This is a genomic window from Streptomyces sp. f51 (genome assembly GCF_037940415.1).
Classification (GTDB): Bacteria; Actinomycetota; Actinomycetes; order Streptomycetales; family Streptomycetaceae; genus Streptomyces.
In genome coordinates this window covers 3034522-3052191 of the sequence record NZ_CP149798.1, presented here as the reverse complement: position 1 = coordinate 3052191, position 17670 = coordinate 3034522, and the positions used below count along the sequence as shown (strand labels likewise).

Sequence of the window (17670 nt, the reverse complement as noted above, 5' to 3'; positions counted from 1 at the left end):
CCTAGACCCAGGTGTCCAGCCACATACGTGACCGCCACTGGTCGATCGGGATGGCTGTGCCCGTGTACAACGGCCAGAAATAGATGAAGTTCCACAGGATCAGCAGGACCAGGACGCCCGCTCCCGCCGCGCCGACGACGCGGCGGCGTTCCCCAGCGCCGGGCGGGCCGAGGATCGCCCCGATCATCATGGTGACCCCAAGACACAGGAACGGCACGAAGACGACGGCGTAGAAGAAGAAGATCGTGCGCTTCTGGTACATGAACCAGGGCAGATAGCCGGCCGCGACGCCGCAGGCGATGGCCCCGGCCCGCCAGTCGCGGCGGAAGGCCCAGCGCCACAGCACGTAGACGATCGCGAAGCAGGCGGCCCACCACAGCAGGGGCGTGCCGAGCGCGAGCACCTCACGGGCGCACTTGTCGGCCGCGCCGGCCGGGCAGCCGTCCTTGCCGGGCATCGGGGACTCGTAGAAGTACGAGACCGGGCGGCCGAGGACGAGCCAGCTCCACGGGTTGGACTGGTAGGTGTGCGGCGACACCAGACCGACGTGGAACTTGTAGACCTCGTGCTCGTAGTGCCACAGGCTGCGCAGCCAGTCCGGGAGGAAGGTCCAGTTGCCGCCCCGGCCGTCCGTCACGGCCCAGTTGCGGAAGTAGCCGCCCTTGCCGTTGTCCGGAGACAGGATCCAGCCGGTCCAGGAGACCAGGTACACGGCCACGGCGACCGGGACCGTCGCCAGGAAGGTGATGCCGGTGTCGTGCCGCAGGGCCGCCGCGTAGGGGTGCCGGGCGCCCGCGACCCGGCGCGAGGCCACGTCCCACAGGACCGCCATCACACAGAACGCGGCGAGGATGTACAGCCCGTTCCACTTGGTGCCGATGGCCAGGCCCAGCATCAGGCCCGCCGTCCAGCGCCAGGGCCGCCAGCCCAGACGGGTCGTCTCGGCGACGAGCGCGTCGGGGCGGACGAACCCGTTCTCGTCGGCCGGCAGCGCCGCCGCCAGTCTCGCCCGCGCCTTGTCGCGGTCGACGACCAGACAGCCGAAGGCCGCCAGCACGAAGAACATCAGCACCCCGTCGAGCAGCGAGGTGCGGCTCATCACGAAGTGCAGGCCGTCCACCGCCATCAGCGTGCCCGCGAGGCAGCCGAGGAACGTCGAGCGGAACATCCGCCGCCCGATCCGGCACAGCAGCAGCACCGACAGCGTGCCGAGCAGCGCCGTCATGAAGCGCCAGCCGAACGGGTTGAAGCCGAACATCCACTCGCCGAGCCCGATGACGTACTTGCCGACCGGCGGGTGCACGACGTAGGCGGCGTCGCTCGGGATCCCCACGTGCCCGTTCTTCTGGAGGATCAGATCGTTGGCGTCCTTGGCCCAGTTGACCTCGTAGCCGCGGTGGAACAGCGCCCAGGCGTCCTTCGCGTAGTACGTCTCGTCGAATATCACCGCCTTCGGGCTGCCCAGGTTCCAGAACCGCAGCAACCCGGCGAACAGGGTCACAAGGAGCGGGCCCACCCAGCCCGACCAGCGGTTGAAACGGTCGGCGACCTCCTGACGCAGCCCGAGCGCGGCCCACATGCCGGGGCCTGGCTGGGCGTACGGCGGCACGAGCCGGTCGCGCACATCACTTCGGGGCGGCGCCGTGTAGCCGAATCGGCGCAGCCGCTGCTGCCACGACGGCCGCTGAGCGTCGGCGGCCTGGCCCTGCCCCTGCCGGGTGTCCGTGGAGGACGCGGTACTGGTCACCGCGCCATCGTAGGGAACAGGTCTGTGGGAGTCCCGTGCATGGGCCCTTCCGGCCGGATGAGCTTGCCGGGCCGCGCCCCTGCGAGGATGGACGCGTGACAGGAATCCTTGTGTTGGCGGGCACCCCCATCGGCGACATCTCCGACGCGCCGCCACGGCTCGCGGCGGAACTGACCGGGGCCGATGTCGTCGCCGCCGAGGACACCCGCAGGCTGCGCCGGCTCACCCAGTCCCTCGGGGCCCAGCCGACCGGGCGGATCGTGTCGTACTTCGAGGGCAACGAGGCCGCCAGGACCCCCGAACTCGTCGAGGCGCTCGTCGGCGGGGCGCGGGTCCTGCTCGTGACCGACGCAGGGATGCCGTCCGTGTCGGACCCCGGCTACCGCCTGGTCGCGGCCGCGGTCGAGAAGGACATCAAGGTCACCGCCGTGCCCGGCCCCTCCGCCGTGCTCACCGCGCTCGCGCTGTCCGGCCTGCCCGTCGACCGCTTCTGCTTCGAGGGCTTCCTGCCGAGGAAGGCCGGCGAGCGGCTGTCCCGGCTGCGGGAGGTCGCCGAGGAACGCCGCACGCTCGTCTACTTCGAGGCGCCCCACCGGCTCGACGACACCCTCGCCGCCATGGCCGAGGTCTTCGGCACCGAGCGGCGCGCCGCCGTCTGCCGCGAACTGACCAAGACGTACGAGGAGGTCAAGCGCGGTCCGCTCGGCGAGCTGGCCGCCTGGGCCGCCGAGGGGGTGCGCGGCGAGATCACCGTCGTCGTCGAGGGCGCCCCCGAGAAGGGCGCCGGGGAACTGGACGCCGACGAGCTGGTGCGCAGGGTGCGGGTGCGCGAGGAGGCGGGGGAGCGGCGCAAGGAGGCCATCGCCGCCGTCGCCGCCGAAGCGGGAATTCCCAAGCGGGACGTCTTCGATGCCGTCGTGGCGGCAAAGAACGCCGAACGAAGCGGCCCATAAAAGGGCAAAGGACTATCGTGGAAAGCAAAGATCAGGCCGCGTGACAGGAGCGTTCCGACAAGGAAAGGCCAAAACGACTCCAACACTCGACAGGCCGGATGCGTTCGCGCCGCTAGAAGCGTCCACTGGACGAAGGGACGTACCCGTCCCTCGCCTTCGGTGAATCGGTGGAATTCCGGGGGAATTCCACCGGCGGAGGCGCTTGTCCAGCGGACAAGAGGAGCTGGCATGAGTGAGACCACAGGACGGACCGGCGGTATCGCCGCCGGTCAGGTCACCGAACAGACCAGGCACCGCGGCACGGCGACGGCGGTCGTCCACGAATCGTATTCCTTCGCCTGCATGCGCTGCGGGCACGGCTGGGAACAGTCCTACGAGATCGAGCACCACCGGGACTCCGAAGGTGCCGAGTTCGTGGTGTACGTGGCGAACGGCGAGGTCGTGCCGTCGCCCCTCAGCCGGCCGACCTGCCTGAACTGCGACAGTCACGTGGTGCGCATCATGCGCGCCGGTCAGGTGTCCTCCGTCCGTGAATCCATGCACTCCATGAGCCACCGCGGCCGCCGGCCGGTGCCGCGCCGGCCCGAGGACGTCCAGGAGGGGGAGACGCAGACCGCGTCCCCGGACGTGCCGAAGGAGCCGCACCACTGGCATCTCTCGGACCTGCTGCACCCGTTCCAGCACCGCCGGGCGGGCTGACCCCGGCGGACGGGACCCACAGGACGGCCTGCCGGCTCCCCGCGAGGTGAGGCCGGGCATGCCCCCTTCGTAGGATCGGGGCATGCCTTCCTCCGCCTCCGCCGCCGACAAGAACGCAGCCCCGCCGCTCCCCGAGCCCCTGCGCGTACCCGTGGCCGACTCGCACACCCATCTCGACATGCAGTCCGGCACGGTCGAGGAGGCCCTGGCCAAGGCCGCCTCCGTCGGCGTGACCACGGTCGTCCAGGTCGGCTGCGACGTGAAGGGCTCGCGCTGGGCGGCAGAGACGGCCGCCACGCACGACGCCGTCCACGCCACCGTCGCCCTGCACCCGAACGAGGCGCCCCGTATCGTGCTCGGCGATCCCGACGGCTGGTCCAGGCAGGGCGCGCGGGTCCCGGGCGGCGACGCGGCCCTGGACGACGCGCTCGCGGAGATCGACCGGCTCGCCGCCCTCCCGCACGTCAAGGGCGTCGGCGAGACCGGACTCGACTTCTTCCGCACCGGGCCCGAGGGCAAGGAGGCGCAGGAGCGCTCCTTCCGCGCCCACATCGAGATCGCCAAGCGGCACGGCAAGGCCCTGGTCATCCACGACCGCGACGCCCACGCCGACGTCCTGCGCGTCCTGGCGGAGGAGGGCGCCCCGGAGCGGACCGTCTTCCACTGCTACTCGGGCGACGCCGAGATGGCCGAGGTCTGCGCCCGCGCCGGCTACTTCATGTCCTTCGCCGGCAACACGACCTTCAAGAACGCCCAGCCGCTGCGCGACGCGCTGGCCGGGGCCCCGCTCGAACTGGTCCTCGTCGAGACCGACGCGCCCTTCCTGACCCCCGCGCCGTACCGCGGACGGCCCAACGCGCCGTATCTCATTCCGGTCACGGTGCGCGCCATGGCCGCGGTGCGCGGCATCGACGAGGACACCCTGGCGACCTCGATCTCCGCCAACACCGCGCGGGCGTTCGATTACTGACCCGTAACGGTTCCTGGGGTTCCACCCCGTCGGACCGAGGTCTCCGACGGGGGAGTGTCGCGACACAGCGTAGCCGCGTTGCTTGGGAGAGTGACGGCCGCTCCGCTAGGTTCTGGTCGCCCGATCCGGACCCCTGGAGCGTGTCGTCGTGAGCAGCCCGCGGTACGAGCCGTACGAGCCGTACTGGATGTACGGACCGACCGGTGGCCCCGAGGCCACCACCGTCGTCACCGGCGCCCCCACCCTGGCCGGTGCGCCCGCCCAGGCGGACCCGCTCGGCACGGGAGCCCCGCCGGGAGCGGCCGGGGCGCCCGGGACGGCCGGGGCAGCCTGGGCCGGCCACGGGGCGTACGCGGGGCACGGGGCGTACGCGGGGCACGAGGCGTACGCGGGGCACGAGGCGTACCCGGAGCACGAGGCATACCCGGAGCACGGGGTGCACCAGGGCCACGAGACGGACGGCTTCGGTCACACGGAGTACCGGAACCCCTGGACGTACGGCGTCCACGAGCCCCCCGCCGACACCGGCCACGAGGCCCACGCCGGGCATCAGCCGTATACGGCTCAGCAGGGCTTCTCCGGTCCCTCGGCGTACGGGCCCGGGCCCGGGGGCCGTTCCGGTGATGCCCGGTACCGGACCCACGAGCCGTACGGCGGGGCCGCCCCGGACCCCTGGGGCCCGGTCCAGGAGACGCCGGCCGCCGTGCCGGCCGTGCCGCCGGTTCCTCCGTACGGGGTGCCGGGCGCCCGCCGGACGCGTGCCGTGCCGGTGGCGCCCGACGCGCCGACCGAGCCCCGGCTGCCCCGCCCGCAGCCCGGCACCCCGGCCGACGGCACGGGCACCCGCACCGGGCGGGCCGAGGCGCGTCGCGCGGGCCGGCGCAGGCGGGTGCCCGAGCGTCCCGAGACCCTGCGGCGGCTGCTCCCGCAGGCCCTGGTCGTGGCCTTCCTCGCCGGAGGCACCTCGGCGTTCGTCGCCAACGACAAGGCGATCGAGCTGAGCGTCGACGGCAGACCCCGCACCCTGCACACGTTCGCCGGTGACGTGACGGAACTGCTCGCCGACGAGGGCGTGAAGGTGGGCCCGCACGACATGGTCGCGCCGGCCCCCGGCACGGCCCTGGCCAGCGGGGACGAGGTCGCCGTGCGCTACGGGCGCCCGGTGCACCTCACCATCGACGGGGAGCGGCGCCGGGTGTGGACGACGGCCCACACCGTGGAGGGCGCGCTCAGCCAGCTTGGGGTGCGCGCCGAGGGCGCCCATCTCTCGGCCTCCCGCTCCCGGCGCATCGGGCGCGAGGGGCTGGAGCTCGACGTGCGCACCGAACGCGCGGTCACGGTCATGGCCGACGGCCGGGCGCGGACGATCCGCACGAACGCGGCGAGCGTGGCGGAGGCCGTCCAGGAGGCCGGGATCACCCTGCGCGGACAGGACACGACCTCCGTGCCGGCCGGGAGCTTCCCGCGGGACGGGCAGACGGTCACCGTCCTGCGGGTCACCGGGAGCAGGGAGGTCCGCGAGGAACGGATCCCCTTCGCGGTGCGGCGGGCCGAGGACGCCTCGCTGTTCAAGGGCGTCGAGGTGGTCGAACACCCGGGGCGGTACGGGGCACTGCGTCTGACGTACACCCTGCGCACCGTCAACGGCGTCCGGCAGAGACCGCGGCTCGTCGGCTCCGAGGTGGTGCGGCAGCCGCAGACCCGGATGGTCAGGGTCGGCACGAAGCCGCACCCCCCGTCCCCCGGCGGGGCCGACCACCTGAACTGGGAGGGTCTCGCCGCGTGCGAGTCCGGCGGCAGGCCCGGCGCCGTGGACCCCTCGGGCACCTACGGCGGCCTCTACCAGTTCGACACCCACACCTGGCACAAGCTGGGCGGCACGGGGCGCCCCCAGGACGCCCCGGCCGCGGAACAGACCCGCAGGGCCAAGAAGCTGTACGTACGCCGTGGCACGAGCCCCTGGCCGCACTGCGGGCCGCGCCTGCACGGCTGACCCCGGCACGGGCCCCGCCGGCGCGGGCCGTCCCGGCGCGACCGGGGTCGGCGGGGGCCGCCCCGGCGCGGTCCGCACCGCCAGGGCGGGCCGTGGCTGCACGGCCGGGGTCCGGCCCCCCGTACCCTTGGCTCGTGACCAGCCCCACCTCCGACGCCCTCCTGGGCCCCGCCGAGATCCGCGAACTCGCGGCCGTCCTCGGCGTACGGCCCACCAAGCAGCGCGGCCAGAACTTCGTCATCGACGCGAACACGGTGCGCCGCATCGTGCGGACCGCGGAGGTGCGGCCCGACGACGTGGTCGTGGAGGTGGGCCCCGGCCTCGGCTCCCTGACGCTCGGCCTGCTGGAGACGGCGGACCGGGTCGTCGCCGTCGAGATCGACGACGTCCTCGCGAGCGCGCTCCCCGCGACCGTCGAGGCCCGCATGCCCCGGCGGGCCGACCGGTTCTCGCTGGTGCACTCGGACGCCATGCTGGTCCGGGAACTGCCGGGCCCGCCGCCGACCGCGCTGGTCGCGAACCTCCCGTACAACGTCGCCGTGCCCGTCCTGCTGCACATGCTCGACACCTTCCCGAGCATCGAGCGCACCCTCGTGATGGTCCAGGCCGAGGTCGCCGACCGGCTCGCCGCCCCGCCCGGCTCGAAGGTGTACGGCGTGCCGTCCGTGAAGGCGAACTGGTACGCCGACGTGAAGCGGGCCGGCTCCATCGGCCGCAACGTCTTCTGGCCCGCGCCCAACGTCGACAGCGGTCTCGTGGCGCTCACGCGGCGCGCCGAGCCGATCCGTACGACGGCCACGAAGCGCGAGGTGTTCGCCGCGGTGGACGCCGCCTTCGCGCAGCGCCGCAAGACACTCCGGGCCGCCCTCGCCGGGTGGGCGGGCTCCGCCCCCGCCGCCGAGGCCGCGCTCGTCGCCGCCGGGATCTCGCCGCAGGCCCGCGGTGAGTCGCTGACGGTCGAGGAGTTCGTCCGGATCGCGGAGAACCGCGCGGCGGCGGACGGCGCCGACGCCGGGAACCCCGGCAGCCAGAACGCCACCGAGAACGAGGAGTCGACCCAGCCGTGACGGAGACGGTGACGGTACGCGTCCCTGCCAAGGTCAACGTCCAGCTCGCGGTCGGCGGCGCACGCCCCGACGGCTTCCACGACCTGGCCAACGTGTTCCTCGCGGTCGGCCTGTACGACGAGGTGACGGTCACCCCGGCCGACGAACTGCGCGTCACCTGCGCGGGCCCCGACGCCGCCCAGGTGCCCCTCGACCGCACGAACCTCGCGGCCCGCGCCGCCCTGGAACTCGCCCGCCGGTACGGCATCGACCCCGCCGTCCACCTCCACATCGCCAAGGACATCCCCGTCGCGGGCGGCATGGCCGGGGGCAGCGCGGACGGAGCCGGCGCGCTGCTCGCCTGCGACACCCTGTGGGGCACGAACGCCTCGCGCGAGGAACTCCTGGACATCTGCGCCGGGCTGGGCAGCGACGTGCCGTTCTCCCTGGTGGGCGGGGCGGCGCTCGGCACCGGACGGGGTGAGCGGCTGCGTCCGCTGGAGGTCGGCGGGACCTTCCACTGGGTGTTCGCGATGGCCGAGCGAGGTCTGTCGACCCCGGCGGTCTTCCGCGAGTTCGACCGGATGAACGAGGGCGTGCGCGTCCCGGAGCCGGTCGCCTCGCAGGACCTGCTCGACGCGCTGGCCAAGGGGGACGCGGGAGCTCTCGCGCGGACCGTCACCAACGACCTCCAGCCCGCGGCCCTCTCCCTCTTCCCCGCCCTCGCCGACACCCTCGCCGCGGGCGAGGCGGCCGGCGCGCTCGCCGCGCTCGTCTCCGGATCGGGCCCGACCACGGCCCACCTCGCGCCCGACGCGGAGACCGCGGACGCCATCGGCCGGGTGCTCCTGGACTCCGGCACCTGCCGGGCGGTCCGGGTCACGCGGTCCCCGGCGCCCGGGGCCACCGTGCTCGGCTGAGGGGGGCCGACAGCGCGCGGCGGGGGACGTCCGCCGCGCGGACTACCCTTGAGGGTCGATCGTCCCCCTTGTTCAGGAGAGAAATGGCCGTCAACCTGGTCAATGTCGAGTCCGTCAGCAAGGTGTACGGCACCCGTGCACTGCTCGACGGAGTCTCCCTGGGCGTCAGCGAGGGCGACCGCATCGGCGTCGTCGGCCGCAACGGCGACGGCAAGACCACCCTGATCCGCATGCTCGCCAAGCTGGAGGAGGCGGACACCGGCCGGGTCACCCACTCCGGCGGCCTGCACCTGGGCGTGCTCACCCAGCACGACTCCCTCGACCCCAAGGCCACCGTGCGCCACGAGGTCATCCGCGACATGGCCGACCACGAGTGGGCGGGCAACGCCAAGATCAGGGACGTACTGACGGGCCTGTTCGGCGGTCTCGACCTGCCCGGGTTCCCGCAGGGCCTCGACACCGTGATCGGCCCGCTCTCCGGTGGCGAGCGCCGCCGTATCGCGCTGGCGAAGCTGCTCATCGAGGAGCAGGACCTGATCATCCTCGACGAGCCCACCAACCACCTGGACGTCGAGGGCATCGCCTGGCTCGCCCAGCACCTGCGCGAACGCCGTTCCGCGCTCGTCTGCGTGACGCACGACCGCTGGTTCCTCGACCAGGTCTGCACCCGCATGTGGGACGTCCAGAAGGGCGCGGTCTACGAGTACGAGGGCGGCTACACCGACTACGTGTTCGCCCGGGCCGAGCGGGAGCGCATCGCCGCGACCGAGGAGGTCAAGCGGCAGAACCTGGTCCGCAAGGAGCTGGCCTGGCTGCGCCGCGGCGCGCCCGCCCGCACCTCCAAGCCGCGCTTCCGCGTCGAGGCCGCCAACGAACTGATCGCCGACGTCCCGCCGCCGCGCGACAAGAGCGAGCTGATGCGGTTCGCCAACTCCCGGCTCGGCAAGACCGTCTTCGAGCTGGAGGACGTGACCGTCCAGGCCGGACCCAAGGTCCTGCTCAAGCACCTGACCTGGCAGCTGGGCCCCGGTGACCGCGTCGGCCTGGTGGGCGTGAACGGTGCGGGCAAGACCTCCCTGCTGCGGGCCCTCGCCGAGGCCGCCCGCACCGAGGGCGAGCAGCAGCCCGTCGCCGGCCGGATCGTCACCGGCAAGACCGTCAAGCTCGCCTACCTCTCCCAGGAGGTCGGCGAACTCGACCCGAACTGGCGTGTGCTCCAGGCTGTCCAGGCCGTGCGTGACCGGGTCGACCTCGGCAAGGGCCGCGAGATGACCGCGGGGCAGCTCTGCGAGACGTTCGGCTTCAACAAGGAGAAGCAGTGGACGCCGGTCGGGGACCTCAGCGGCGGTGAGCGGCGCCGGCTCCAGATCCTGCGCCTGCTGATGGACGAGCCCAACGTCCTCTTCCTCGACGAGCCGACGAACGACCTCGACATCGAGACCCTCACCCAGCTGGAGGACCTCCTCGACGGCTGGCCCGGCTCCATGATCGTGATCTCCCACGACCGCTTCTTCATCGAGCGCACCACGGACAACGTGTTCGCGCTCCTGGGCGACGGCGCCCTGCGGATGCTCCCGCGCGGTATCGACGAGTACCTGGAGCGGCGCCGGAAGATCGAGGAGGTGGCCGCGGCCACCGTGCTCGCCGCCGCCCCCGCCCCGGTCAAGGCCGCGTCGGCCGCCGACGCCCGTGCCGCGAAGAAGGAACTCCAGAAGATCGAGCGCCAGCTGGACAAGGTCTCCGAGAAGGAGACCAAGCTGCACGCCCAGATCGCCGACAACGCCACCGACTTCGGGAAGGTCGCCCAACTCGACGCGGAACTGCGGGCGTTGGCGGGGGAGCGCGAGGACCTGGAGATGCGCTGGCTGGAGCTGGCCGAAGACGCGTGACGGACGGGTGACATCGAGGGGTGGCAGCCCCTTCGCCGGACGTGCGGTGCCTCCCGGAAGGGAGGGGCGTCGCACGTCCGGCGCGTTCGTACGGCGTGCGCGACCCGTGCCGTCGGCGCGCAAGTTCCGCCGGGCGCCCCCGAGTTGCCGGAAGCGCCCCGTGCGACGGCCACCGGCGGCGGTGAACTCGCCCCGCGCGCCCGGCGTGAAGGGCCCGTGAAGACGCGTAACGACGGCATCACAGCCCGGTCCTCCCTTGGGAACAGGGCGCGCACCGGCCCCCTGCCCGCGCCCCCCGGAGTGATAGAAAGAGCGGTCTGAGAACAGTCTGAGATCCACCGGGCGAGGCGCGAATCCGGCGCCGACGGTGGGGAGTCACATCAGTGAACAGGGGGACGCGCTGATGAGTCAGCCGCCGAGTCAGCCGCCGCAGGGCGGATTCGGAGCACCGCAGGACCAGCCGCCGACGGGCGGTGCCGACGCCACGCAGGACCCGCGGTCCCAGGGCGGCTTCGGCGCGCCGCAGGCGGTGCCGCAGGGCACACCGCCGGGCACCGGCCCGCAGGGCACGCCCCCTCCTCCCGCGCAGCCGCCCCAGGCGCCCGCGCCGCAGAACACCCCGCCCACGGGCCCCCCGCAGCCCGGCTACGGATACCCGCAACAGCCCGGCCCCTACGCCCAGCCGGGCCCGTACGGACAGCCGCAGCAGCCGGGTCCCTACATACAGCCGCAGCAGCCGGGTCCCTACGGGCAGCCGCAGCAGCCCGGTCCCTACGGTTACCCGCAGCAGCAGCCGGGCTACGGCTATCCGGCCCAGGCGCCCTACCCGGGCGCGCCCGGTGCGCCCGGCGTCCCGCAGCCCGGCGGCCCCGGCGGCGGCTCGAAGAACCCCTTCAAGGGAAAGCCCGCGCTCGTGATCGCCGCGGCGGTGGCCGGCCTGCTCGTCGTCGGCGGAACCGTCTGGGCCGTCACCGGCGCGGGCGGCGACAAGAAGCCCGTCGCGCGGCACAGCCCGAGCGGCGGCCCTTCCGCGTCCGCGCCCGCCTCGCCCGCCCCGGCCAACCCCGGTGACGGCAGCGGCGACGGAGGCCAGGAGAACGACGACCTGAACGCCGGCCGCAAGGCGGGAGAGGCGAAGGTCCTCTGGTACAAGTCCGCGCCGGACGCGCCCGGTTCGGGAGCCGACGCCCCGGGCATGTGGATCACGGGCAAGACGGCCGTGAAGGCCGCGTACAAGCAGCTCTTCGCCTTCAACGTCGGTGACGGCAAGCCGACGTGGCCCGCGCTGACCTTCCCGCAGAAGATCTGTGCGGCGACCCCGCAGAAGACGGCCGACGACAAGATCTTCATCGCCTACATGAGCGGCCCCGACAGCGGCGCCAAGTGCAACCAGCTCCAGCAGGTCGACCTGAACACCGGCGCCAAGGGCTGGAGCGGGAAGGTCGCGGACGGCACCCTGTTCGACAGCACGATCTCGATCGACCTGTCCCTCACCGGCAAGACGCTGACGGTCGGACGCTCGATGTCGGGGACGGGGTACGACGTCGCCTCCGGCAAGAAGCTGTGGGACAAGCGGAAGTACGGCGCCGGCTGCTACCCGGCGGGCTTCGCGGGCGGCGCCAAGCTGCTGGCCGTCTCGTCCTGCGGGGCCGGCAGCTCCACCGAGCACGACGAGGTGCAGGAGCTGGACCCGGCCACCGGCAAGGCCCGGTGGACGACGAAGATCCCCAAGGGCTGGCGGGTCGGCCGCGCCTACTCCGTGGACCCGGTCGTGCTCTACCTGACCAACGACGCGAAGAAGACGGTGAACATCACCGCCCTGAAGGACGACGGCCGTCTGCGCTCGCAGCTCAAGAGCGACGACGGCTTCGCGCCCGAGTGCGGCTTCGCGATCCTCGACCGCGACCTGACGGGCTGCTTCGGCGCCGTCGCCGACGCCGGCACGCTCTATCTGCCGACCGAGGCCAAGACCGGCCCCAACGAGATCGTCGCGTTCGACCTCGCGACCGGCAAGGAGAAGTGGCGCGTCAAGTCTCCGGCGGACGCGACGATGATGCCGATGAAGACGGACGGCACCCACCTCGTCGCGTACGTCGAGGCGTCGTACGACGGCGGTGGCCGCGTCGTGTCGATCCCGACCGGCGGCGGCTCCCACACCCCCGTGAAGCTGCTCCAGAACCCGGCGGGCACCGCGAGCATCGAGTCCGGTTTCTACTCGAAGGCCGTCGACTACGTGGACGGGCGCTTCTACATCTCCACCACCCGCCTGACGGGCAATGACCAGGCGAAGGAGAAGCTGATGCTGGCCTACGGCAAGTGACCGACGCCTCAGCCCCGTTCCGTCGCGCCCCGCACGCGCACAGGCCCGCCGTCCCTTCGTATTCCGAGGTATTCACGTCATGAGTCAGCCGCCCCCGCCGCCGAACGAGCCCCCGAAGGGCTTCGGCGCCCCGCAGGACCCCGCCGCGAACCCCCAGCCGAACCCGGACGGGGAGGCCCCCGCTCCGGACGCCCCGCAGCCCCCGGCTCCGCAGCCCCCGGCTCCGCAGGGATTCGGCGCCCCGCAGCCCCCGGCCCCGCAGGGCTTCGGTGCTCCGCAGGACCCGCCGCCGGCCTTCGGTGCCCCGCCGCAGGACTCGGCCCCGGGCGGGTTCGGTCCGCCGACGCCTCCGCCCGCCGCCGCGGGCCCCGGCTACGGCTATCCGCAGGCGCCGCCGCCCGCGGCAGGACCGGGCTACGGCTACCCCCAGACGGCCCCGCCCGCGGGCCCGCAGCAGCCCTACGGTTATCCGCAGACGCCGCCCCCGGGCCAGCCGGGCTACGGCTACCCGGGCCAGCCGGCCGCGTACGGCTATCCGCAGCCGCCGACCATGCCGATGCAGCCGCAGCCCCCGCAGGGAGGCGGCGGCCGCAAGCTCAACAGCCAGCTGCTCATCATCGTGGCGGCCGTGGTGGCCGTCGCGCTGATCGTCGGCGGCGGTGTCCTGTACGCGCACCGGTCCACGAGCGACACGCCCGCCGCCAAGGGGACCAGCGGCGGCAAGGGCGACGACAAGGGCGGTGAGAAGAAGGGCAGCAACGGCAAGGAGAAGGTGCCGGCGAGCACCGCCTCCTCGCTGCTGTTCCAGATCCCCGCGCCGCCCGTGCCGAAGGGCGTCACGAGCGTGGTCACGGCCGGCTCCTGGCTCACCGACAAGGTGTACGCCAAGACCGGCAACGCCGAGATCAACGGCTACGACCCGGCCACCGGCGCCAAGACCTGGACGATCAAGCTCCCCGGCCCGGTGTGCCAGGCCAGCCGTCACGCCACGGACTCCGACCGCTCGGCGATCATCTACGAGCCGGCCATGCCCACCAAGGCGCAGCCCTCGCACGGATGCACCCAACTCGCCGCCCTCGACCTCGACGCGGGCGTCAAGCTGTGGACCCGGACGGTCAAGTCCGGTGACCAGCAGATCAACCTCGACAACGTGACGATCAGCGGGAACACGGTCGCCGCGGGCAGCACGGGCGGTGGCGGCGCGTTCGACATCTCCACCGGCAAGGCGCTGTGGGCCCCGAAGACGGGCGACAGCTGCTACGACTCCGGCTACGGCGGCGGCGCGAAGCTGGTCGCGGTCCGCAAGTGCGGCGAGTACGGCAGCACGCGCCAGCTGCACATCCAGACCATCGACCCGAAGTCGGGGAAGGTGATCTCCGACTACAAGATGTCGCCCGGCATCGAGTACGCGAGCGTCGTCTCCACCGACCCGCTGGTCGTGGCGGCCGACGTCGGCGACTCCGCCGGTGACGGCAGCGGCATCTCGGACTTCTTCTCCGTCGACAACAAGACCGGCACGCTGCGGTCGAAGATCTCGGCCCCCGGCAAGACGTACGCGGCCCGCTGCGACGGCATCACCAGGATCGAGTACTGCTCGGGGCTTGCCGTCGGCAACGACAGGCTGTACATCCCGACGGAGGAGCACGACGGCAGCGGCGACTACAGCCGCACCAACGAGATCGTCGCCTTCGACCTGGCCACGGGCAAGCAGACGGGCCAGCGCGCGGACGCGGGCGACGGCTACACCATCACCCCGCTGCGCATGGACGGCACCAACGTCCTCGCCTACAAGCGGCCGCCTTACGACAAGGGCGGACAGATCGTCACCATCGACGGAACCTCCTTCAAGGAGACGAAGCTGATGGAGAACCCGGCGACCCAGTCCACCCGGGACGCGGAGTCGAGCATGCTCCCGGACTACGCCGAGATCCTCTACGGCGGCGGCCGGCTGTTCATGTCCCAGGTCTACGCGAACAAGCCGACCTCCGCGACGGACAAGGCGTACCTCGCGATCGCCTTCGGAACGAAGTAGAACGGCACCTTTCGAGTGAAACAGAAATGATCATCTCCGAAAGAACTCGGTGATCGTTTCTCCGGATTGATGTGCCGGGTCCGAAACACCGCGTGCGGCCCCGTCCCTGCTCAGGGACGGGGCCGCACGCGTACCCCGCATCACTTCCTATTGGGTGGGATTTCGATATTCCGGGGCACTTCTCTCCAGTAGGGGAAGCGCAACGTCGAACAAGCGTGTAGCTTCCGGGGGATGGAGAGCCGGGGGGCTCCACATCCACGGGGAACCAGTGGGGATGCTTGGGGGGACTGGGGGGTTGCCTGATGGGAGTCCGGCTCATGGTGGTCGACGACCACCGACTGCTCGCCGAGGCGCTGGCCTCGGCACTGAAGCTGCGCGGGCACCGGGTGCTCGCCGCGGCGGCACCCGCCGCGGGGGCGGCGGAACTGGTGATCACACGGGCACCCGAGGTGTGCCTGATCGGCACGGCGACGCCCGCCGAACCGGGGATGTTCGACCCGGTGGTGCGGATCAAGAGGGAGCGCCCGCAGGTGGCGGTCCTGGTGCTCGGCCCGGTACCGAACCCGCGCGGGATCGCCGCCGCGTTCGCCGCCGGTGCCTCCGGATACGTACGCCATGACGAGCGCATCGAGGGTGTCGAGCGCGCGATCATGAAGGCGAGGGCGGGTGAGGCGGCCGTGGCCCCGCAACTGCTCCAGGGCGCCTTCAGCGAGCTGCTCAACCCCGCCGCCCAGCCCGACGACGAGGGCCAGCGGCTGCTCCAGATGCTCACGCCCCGCGAGGTGGAGGTCCTGGTGCGGGTCGCCGAGGGCGAGGACACCCGGCTCATCGCGGCCGGCATGGGCATCGCCCCGTCCACGGCCCGCACCCATGTCCAGCGCGTCCTGATGAAACTGGGCGTGGGCTCCCGTCTGGAGGCGGCGGCACTCGCGGCCCGCACGGGCCTGCTGGACCGCGCGGGCCTGATCCCGGCACAGGCGCCGCACGGCAGCACGGACGGCGCCCGCTGAGACGGAGGGGCACCGGCCCACGGGCCCGCGGGTCCCTGGGCTGAAGGGCTACGAGGAGGGGGGCTTCCCCTCCTCGAAGCTCGCGAAGTACGCGGCCGCCATGTCCTCGTCCCCGTGGCCGAGGGCGCCCGCGCGGCCGAAGCGTTCGGCGGCGGCCTCGGCGACGTCGAGACGCACGCCGTGCCGCCGCCCCGCCTCCACGATCAGCCGGGCGTCCTTCTCGGCGGTGGTGACGGCGAAGCTCGCCGGGGACAGCCGGTCCTCCAGGACGAGGGCGGCCTTGGCGTGCAGATAGCCCATGTCGAGCGGGCCGCCCTCGATGAGGCCGAAGAAGTCCTTCGGGTCCACGCCGAGGCCCGCGGCCAGGGCGAGCGCCTCCCCGGTCGCGGCGGTGGCGGCGAGGACCCAGCTGTTGGCGACGAGCTTGAGCCCGGTGGCGCTGCCTCCCGCGCCGTCCTCGCCTGTCCACACGGTACGGGCCCCGACGGCGTCGAAGACGGGCGTCACCGTGTCGCGGGACGCGCTCGGGCCCGCGGCGAGCACGGTCAGCTGTCCGGCCTCGGCGGGGGCGCGGGTCCCGAGGACGGGCGCGTCGAAGAAGACGAGCCCGTGCGCTCCGGCGAATGCGGCGAGCTCGCCGAGCGTCTCGGTCCCGGCGGTCGTGGACTGCACCCAGACGGCCCCGGCGCGCAGCCCGGGTGCCGCCCGGCGCATGACGTCGAGGACGGCCGGGCCGTCGTGGAGCATGGTCAGGACGACGTCGGCGCCCCGCACGGCCTCCTCCGGGGTGTCCGCGACGTGCGCGCCGTCGCCGGCCAGCGGCTCGGCCTTGTCACGGGTCCGGTTCCAGGCGCGGACGCGGTGCCCGGCCCGGGCGATGTTGCGGGCCATCGCGGCCCCCATGATCCCGGTGCCGAGGACACTGACGGTGAGTTTGTCGGTCATGGGGTCAGCCTTCCCCGTCGGTGCTGTTCTTTATGTGGTTCAGGAGATGGACAAGGGCACCCGGGGCGGTCGAGAGACGGATTCCCGGGGTGTCGCTCTCGCGGAGGTGAGCGGTGCCGGGGGTGGAGGCGAGTTCCAGGCAGTTGTTGCCGTCGCCGCTTCCCGAGAAGGACGACTTCTGCCAGTTGTCGGGGGTGGTCACGGCGGACCTCACAGTTCCTTCGCCAGCCGGTGGATGAAGTCACGCGAACGGGTGGGTTCGAGCGACACAGCCTCCACCATATGGAAGAGCGTTCGAAAAGTGCCCAGTTGTGCCTCGGAGTCGATGAGCACCACGCCGTGCGGTGCGTCGCGTACCGCTGTGTCGAGCTTGGGCACGGCACCGCCCACGTACATCATCGCGTTCGTGGCTCCGGCGAAGCCGTCGAGCTCGAAGGGGATGACGCGCACGGTGATGTGGTCCGCTTCGGAGAGCTCCAGAATGCCCGCCAGTTGACGGTGAGCAGTTGTCCGGTCGCCGACCCTGATGCGCAGCGCCGCTTCGTGGATCACCGCCGTGTAGGGGACGGGGGCGTGGTCGGCGATGACAGTTTTGCGTTCCATTCGATGGCGGACGCGCAACTCGATCTCGTTGTCGGGCAGTCGGGGAACCCGGTACGCGAAGACGGCCCGCGCGTAGTCCTCCGTCTGGAAGAGGCCGGGGACGTGCAGGAACTCCACGTCGAGCCGGTGCGTGGCGTGGTGCTCCAACTCGGCCAGGTCCAGGAACGGCGTGGGCAGCAGGCCCCGGTACGCCTCCCACCAACCCTGTGTCCGGTCGGTCGCCATCCGCACCAGTGCTTCGATCAACTCCCCGTCCGCGCAGGAGTAGTGAGCCGCGAGACTTCGTACCCGGTCCTCGCTCACCCCCGCGATCCCGGACTCCATCTGGCTCATCTGGGCGGAGTCCGACCCGACGAGCGCGGCAGCCTCGCGTGCCTTGAGTCCTGCGGCCTCGCGCAGTTTCCGCAGCTCGATGCCCAGGCGCTCCTGGCGTGCGGTTGGCTGCCGTCTGCGCGGCATGGCTTCCTCCCTCGCCCCAACTGCCCTGAGGCAGTGACACCTTCGAGGGGAAGATTACGGCAGCGGCTTGCGCGGGCCCAAATT

At 72.4% G+C, this 17670-nt stretch carries 14 protein-coding genes; 10 read left to right on the top strand and 4 right to left on the bottom strand.

Annotated elements, in window-relative coordinates; all coding sequences use genetic code 11:
• Window position 1 precedes the first annotated feature (1 nt).
• The gene (locus tag WJM95_RS13315) at window positions 2–1747 is read right to left on the bottom strand and encodes a phospholipid carrier-dependent glycosyltransferase (RefSeq protein ID WP_339129856.1); all 1746 of its coding nucleotides are present in this window, start codon (window positions 1745–1747) and stop codon (window positions 2–4) included.
• 95 nt (window positions 1748–1842) lie between these two features.
• Between WJM95_RS13315 and rsmI the strand changes: the two genes are divergently transcribed.
• From rsmI to WJM95_RS13265, 10 genes are all read left to right on the top strand, one after another.
• Window positions 1843–2700 (top strand): 16S rRNA (cytidine(1402)-2'-O)-methyltransferase, encoded by an 858-nt coding sequence (gene rsmI, locus WJM95_RS13310; RefSeq protein WP_339129854.1) that lies wholly within the window; start codon window positions 1843–1845, stop codon window positions 2698–2700.
• Between the two features lie 228 nt (window positions 2701–2928).
• A complete protein-coding gene (locus WJM95_RS13305; protein WP_339129853.1) occupies window positions 2929–3399 on the top strand; it encodes a hypothetical protein in 471 nt (156 codons plus the stop codon).
• 82 nt (window positions 3400–3481) lie between these two features.
• Window positions 3482–4369 (top strand): TatD family hydrolase, encoded by an 888-nt coding sequence (locus WJM95_RS13300; protein WP_339129852.1) that lies wholly within the window; start codon window positions 3482–3484, stop codon window positions 4367–4369.
• A gap of 436 nt (window positions 4370–4805) precedes the next feature.
• Complete coding sequence (locus WJM95_RS13295) at window positions 4806–6362, top strand: ubiquitin-like domain-containing protein (protein ID WP_339135535.1); 1557 nt, start codon at window positions 4806–4808, stop codon at window positions 6360–6362.
• Window positions 6363–6496: 134 nt separating this feature from the next.
• On the top strand, window positions 6497–7429 hold the full coding sequence (gene rsmA, locus WJM95_RS13290; RefSeq protein WP_339129851.1) for a 16S rRNA (adenine(1518)-N(6)/adenine(1519)-N(6))-dimethyltransferase RsmA: 933 nt from the start codon (window positions 6497–6499) through the stop codon (window positions 7427–7429).
• Entirely contained in the window at window positions 7426–8328 is a 903-nt protein-coding gene (locus WJM95_RS13285; protein ID WP_339129850.1) for a 4-(cytidine 5'-diphospho)-2-C-methyl-D-erythritol kinase, read from the top strand. The genes rsmA and WJM95_RS13285 overlap by 4 nt, the downstream gene beginning before the upstream one ends.
• 83 nt (window positions 8329–8411) lie before the next feature.
• Entirely contained in the window at window positions 8412–10217 is a 1806-nt protein-coding gene (locus WJM95_RS13280) for an ABC-F family ATP-binding cassette domain-containing protein (protein ID WP_339129849.1), read from the top strand.
• A gap of 403 nt (window positions 10218–10620) precedes the next feature.
• Entirely contained in the window at window positions 10621–12537 is a 1917-nt protein-coding gene (locus WJM95_RS13275) for a PQQ-binding-like beta-propeller repeat protein (protein WP_339129848.1), read from the top strand.
• 79 nt (window positions 12538–12616) lie between these two features.
• On the top strand, window positions 12617–14569 hold the full coding sequence (locus WJM95_RS13270; protein ID WP_339129847.1) for a PQQ-binding-like beta-propeller repeat protein: 1953 nt from the start codon (window positions 12617–12619) through the stop codon (window positions 14567–14569).
• A 302-nt stretch (window positions 14570–14871) separates the two neighbouring features.
• The gene (locus WJM95_RS13265; protein WP_339129845.1) at window positions 14872–15579 is read left to right on the top strand and encodes a LuxR C-terminal-related transcriptional regulator; all 708 of its coding nucleotides are present in this window, start codon (window positions 14872–14874) and stop codon (window positions 15577–15579) included.
• Window positions 15580–15627: 48 nt separating this feature from the next.
• Here WJM95_RS13265 and WJM95_RS13260 read toward each other — a convergent pair whose 3' ends face one another.
• From WJM95_RS13260 to WJM95_RS13250, 3 genes are read right to left on the bottom strand one after another with little or no spacing between them, the layout of a single operon-like run.
• Window positions 15628–16524, bottom strand: a complete 897-nt coding sequence (locus tag WJM95_RS13260; protein WP_339129844.1) for an NAD(P)-dependent oxidoreductase — start codon at window positions 16522–16524, stop codon at window positions 15628–15630.
• 4 nt (window positions 16525–16528) lie between these two features.
• Entirely contained in the window at window positions 16529–16726 is a 198-nt protein-coding gene (locus WJM95_RS13255) for a DUF397 domain-containing protein (protein ID WP_339129843.1), read from the bottom strand.
• 8 nt (window positions 16727–16734) lie between these two features.
• The gene (locus tag WJM95_RS13250; protein WP_339129842.1) at window positions 16735–17586 is read right to left on the bottom strand and encodes a helix-turn-helix transcriptional regulator; all 852 of its coding nucleotides are present in this window, start codon (window positions 17584–17586) and stop codon (window positions 16735–16737) included.
• Window positions 17587–17670: the final 84 nt, after the last annotated feature.

What these genes read in the sequence shown, in the direction of transcription:
- WJM95_RS13270 (WP_339129847.1), top strand. Translation starts at nt 12,617, where the DNA reads ATGAGTCAGCCGCCCCCGCCGCCGAACGAGCCCCCGAAGGGCTTCGGC.
- WJM95_RS13265 (WP_339129845.1), top strand. Translation starts at nt 14,872, where the DNA reads ATGGGAGTCCGGCTCATGGTGGTCGACGACCACCGACTGCTCGCCGAG.
- WJM95_RS13250 (WP_339129842.1), bottom strand. Translation starts at nt 17,586, where the DNA reads ATGCCGCGCAGACGGCAGCCAACCGCACGCCAGGAGCGCCTGGGCATC.
- WJM95_RS13280 (WP_339129849.1), top strand. Translation starts at nt 8,412, where the DNA reads ATGGCCGTCAACCTGGTCAATGTCGAGTCCGTCAGCAAGGTGTACGGC.
- WJM95_RS13275 (WP_339129848.1), top strand. Translation starts at nt 10,621, where the DNA reads ATGAGTCAGCCGCCGAGTCAGCCGCCGCAGGGCGGATTCGGAGCACCG.
- WJM95_RS13260 (WP_339129844.1), bottom strand. Translation starts at nt 16,524, where the DNA reads ATGACCGACAAACTCACCGTCAGTGTCCTCGGCACCGGGATCATGGGG.
- WJM95_RS13305 (WP_339129853.1), top strand. Translation starts at nt 2,929, where the DNA reads ATGAGTGAGACCACAGGACGGACCGGCGGTATCGCCGCCGGTCAGGTC.
- WJM95_RS13300 (WP_339129852.1), top strand. Translation starts at nt 3,482, where the DNA reads ATGCCTTCCTCCGCCTCCGCCGCCGACAAGAACGCAGCCCCGCCGCTC.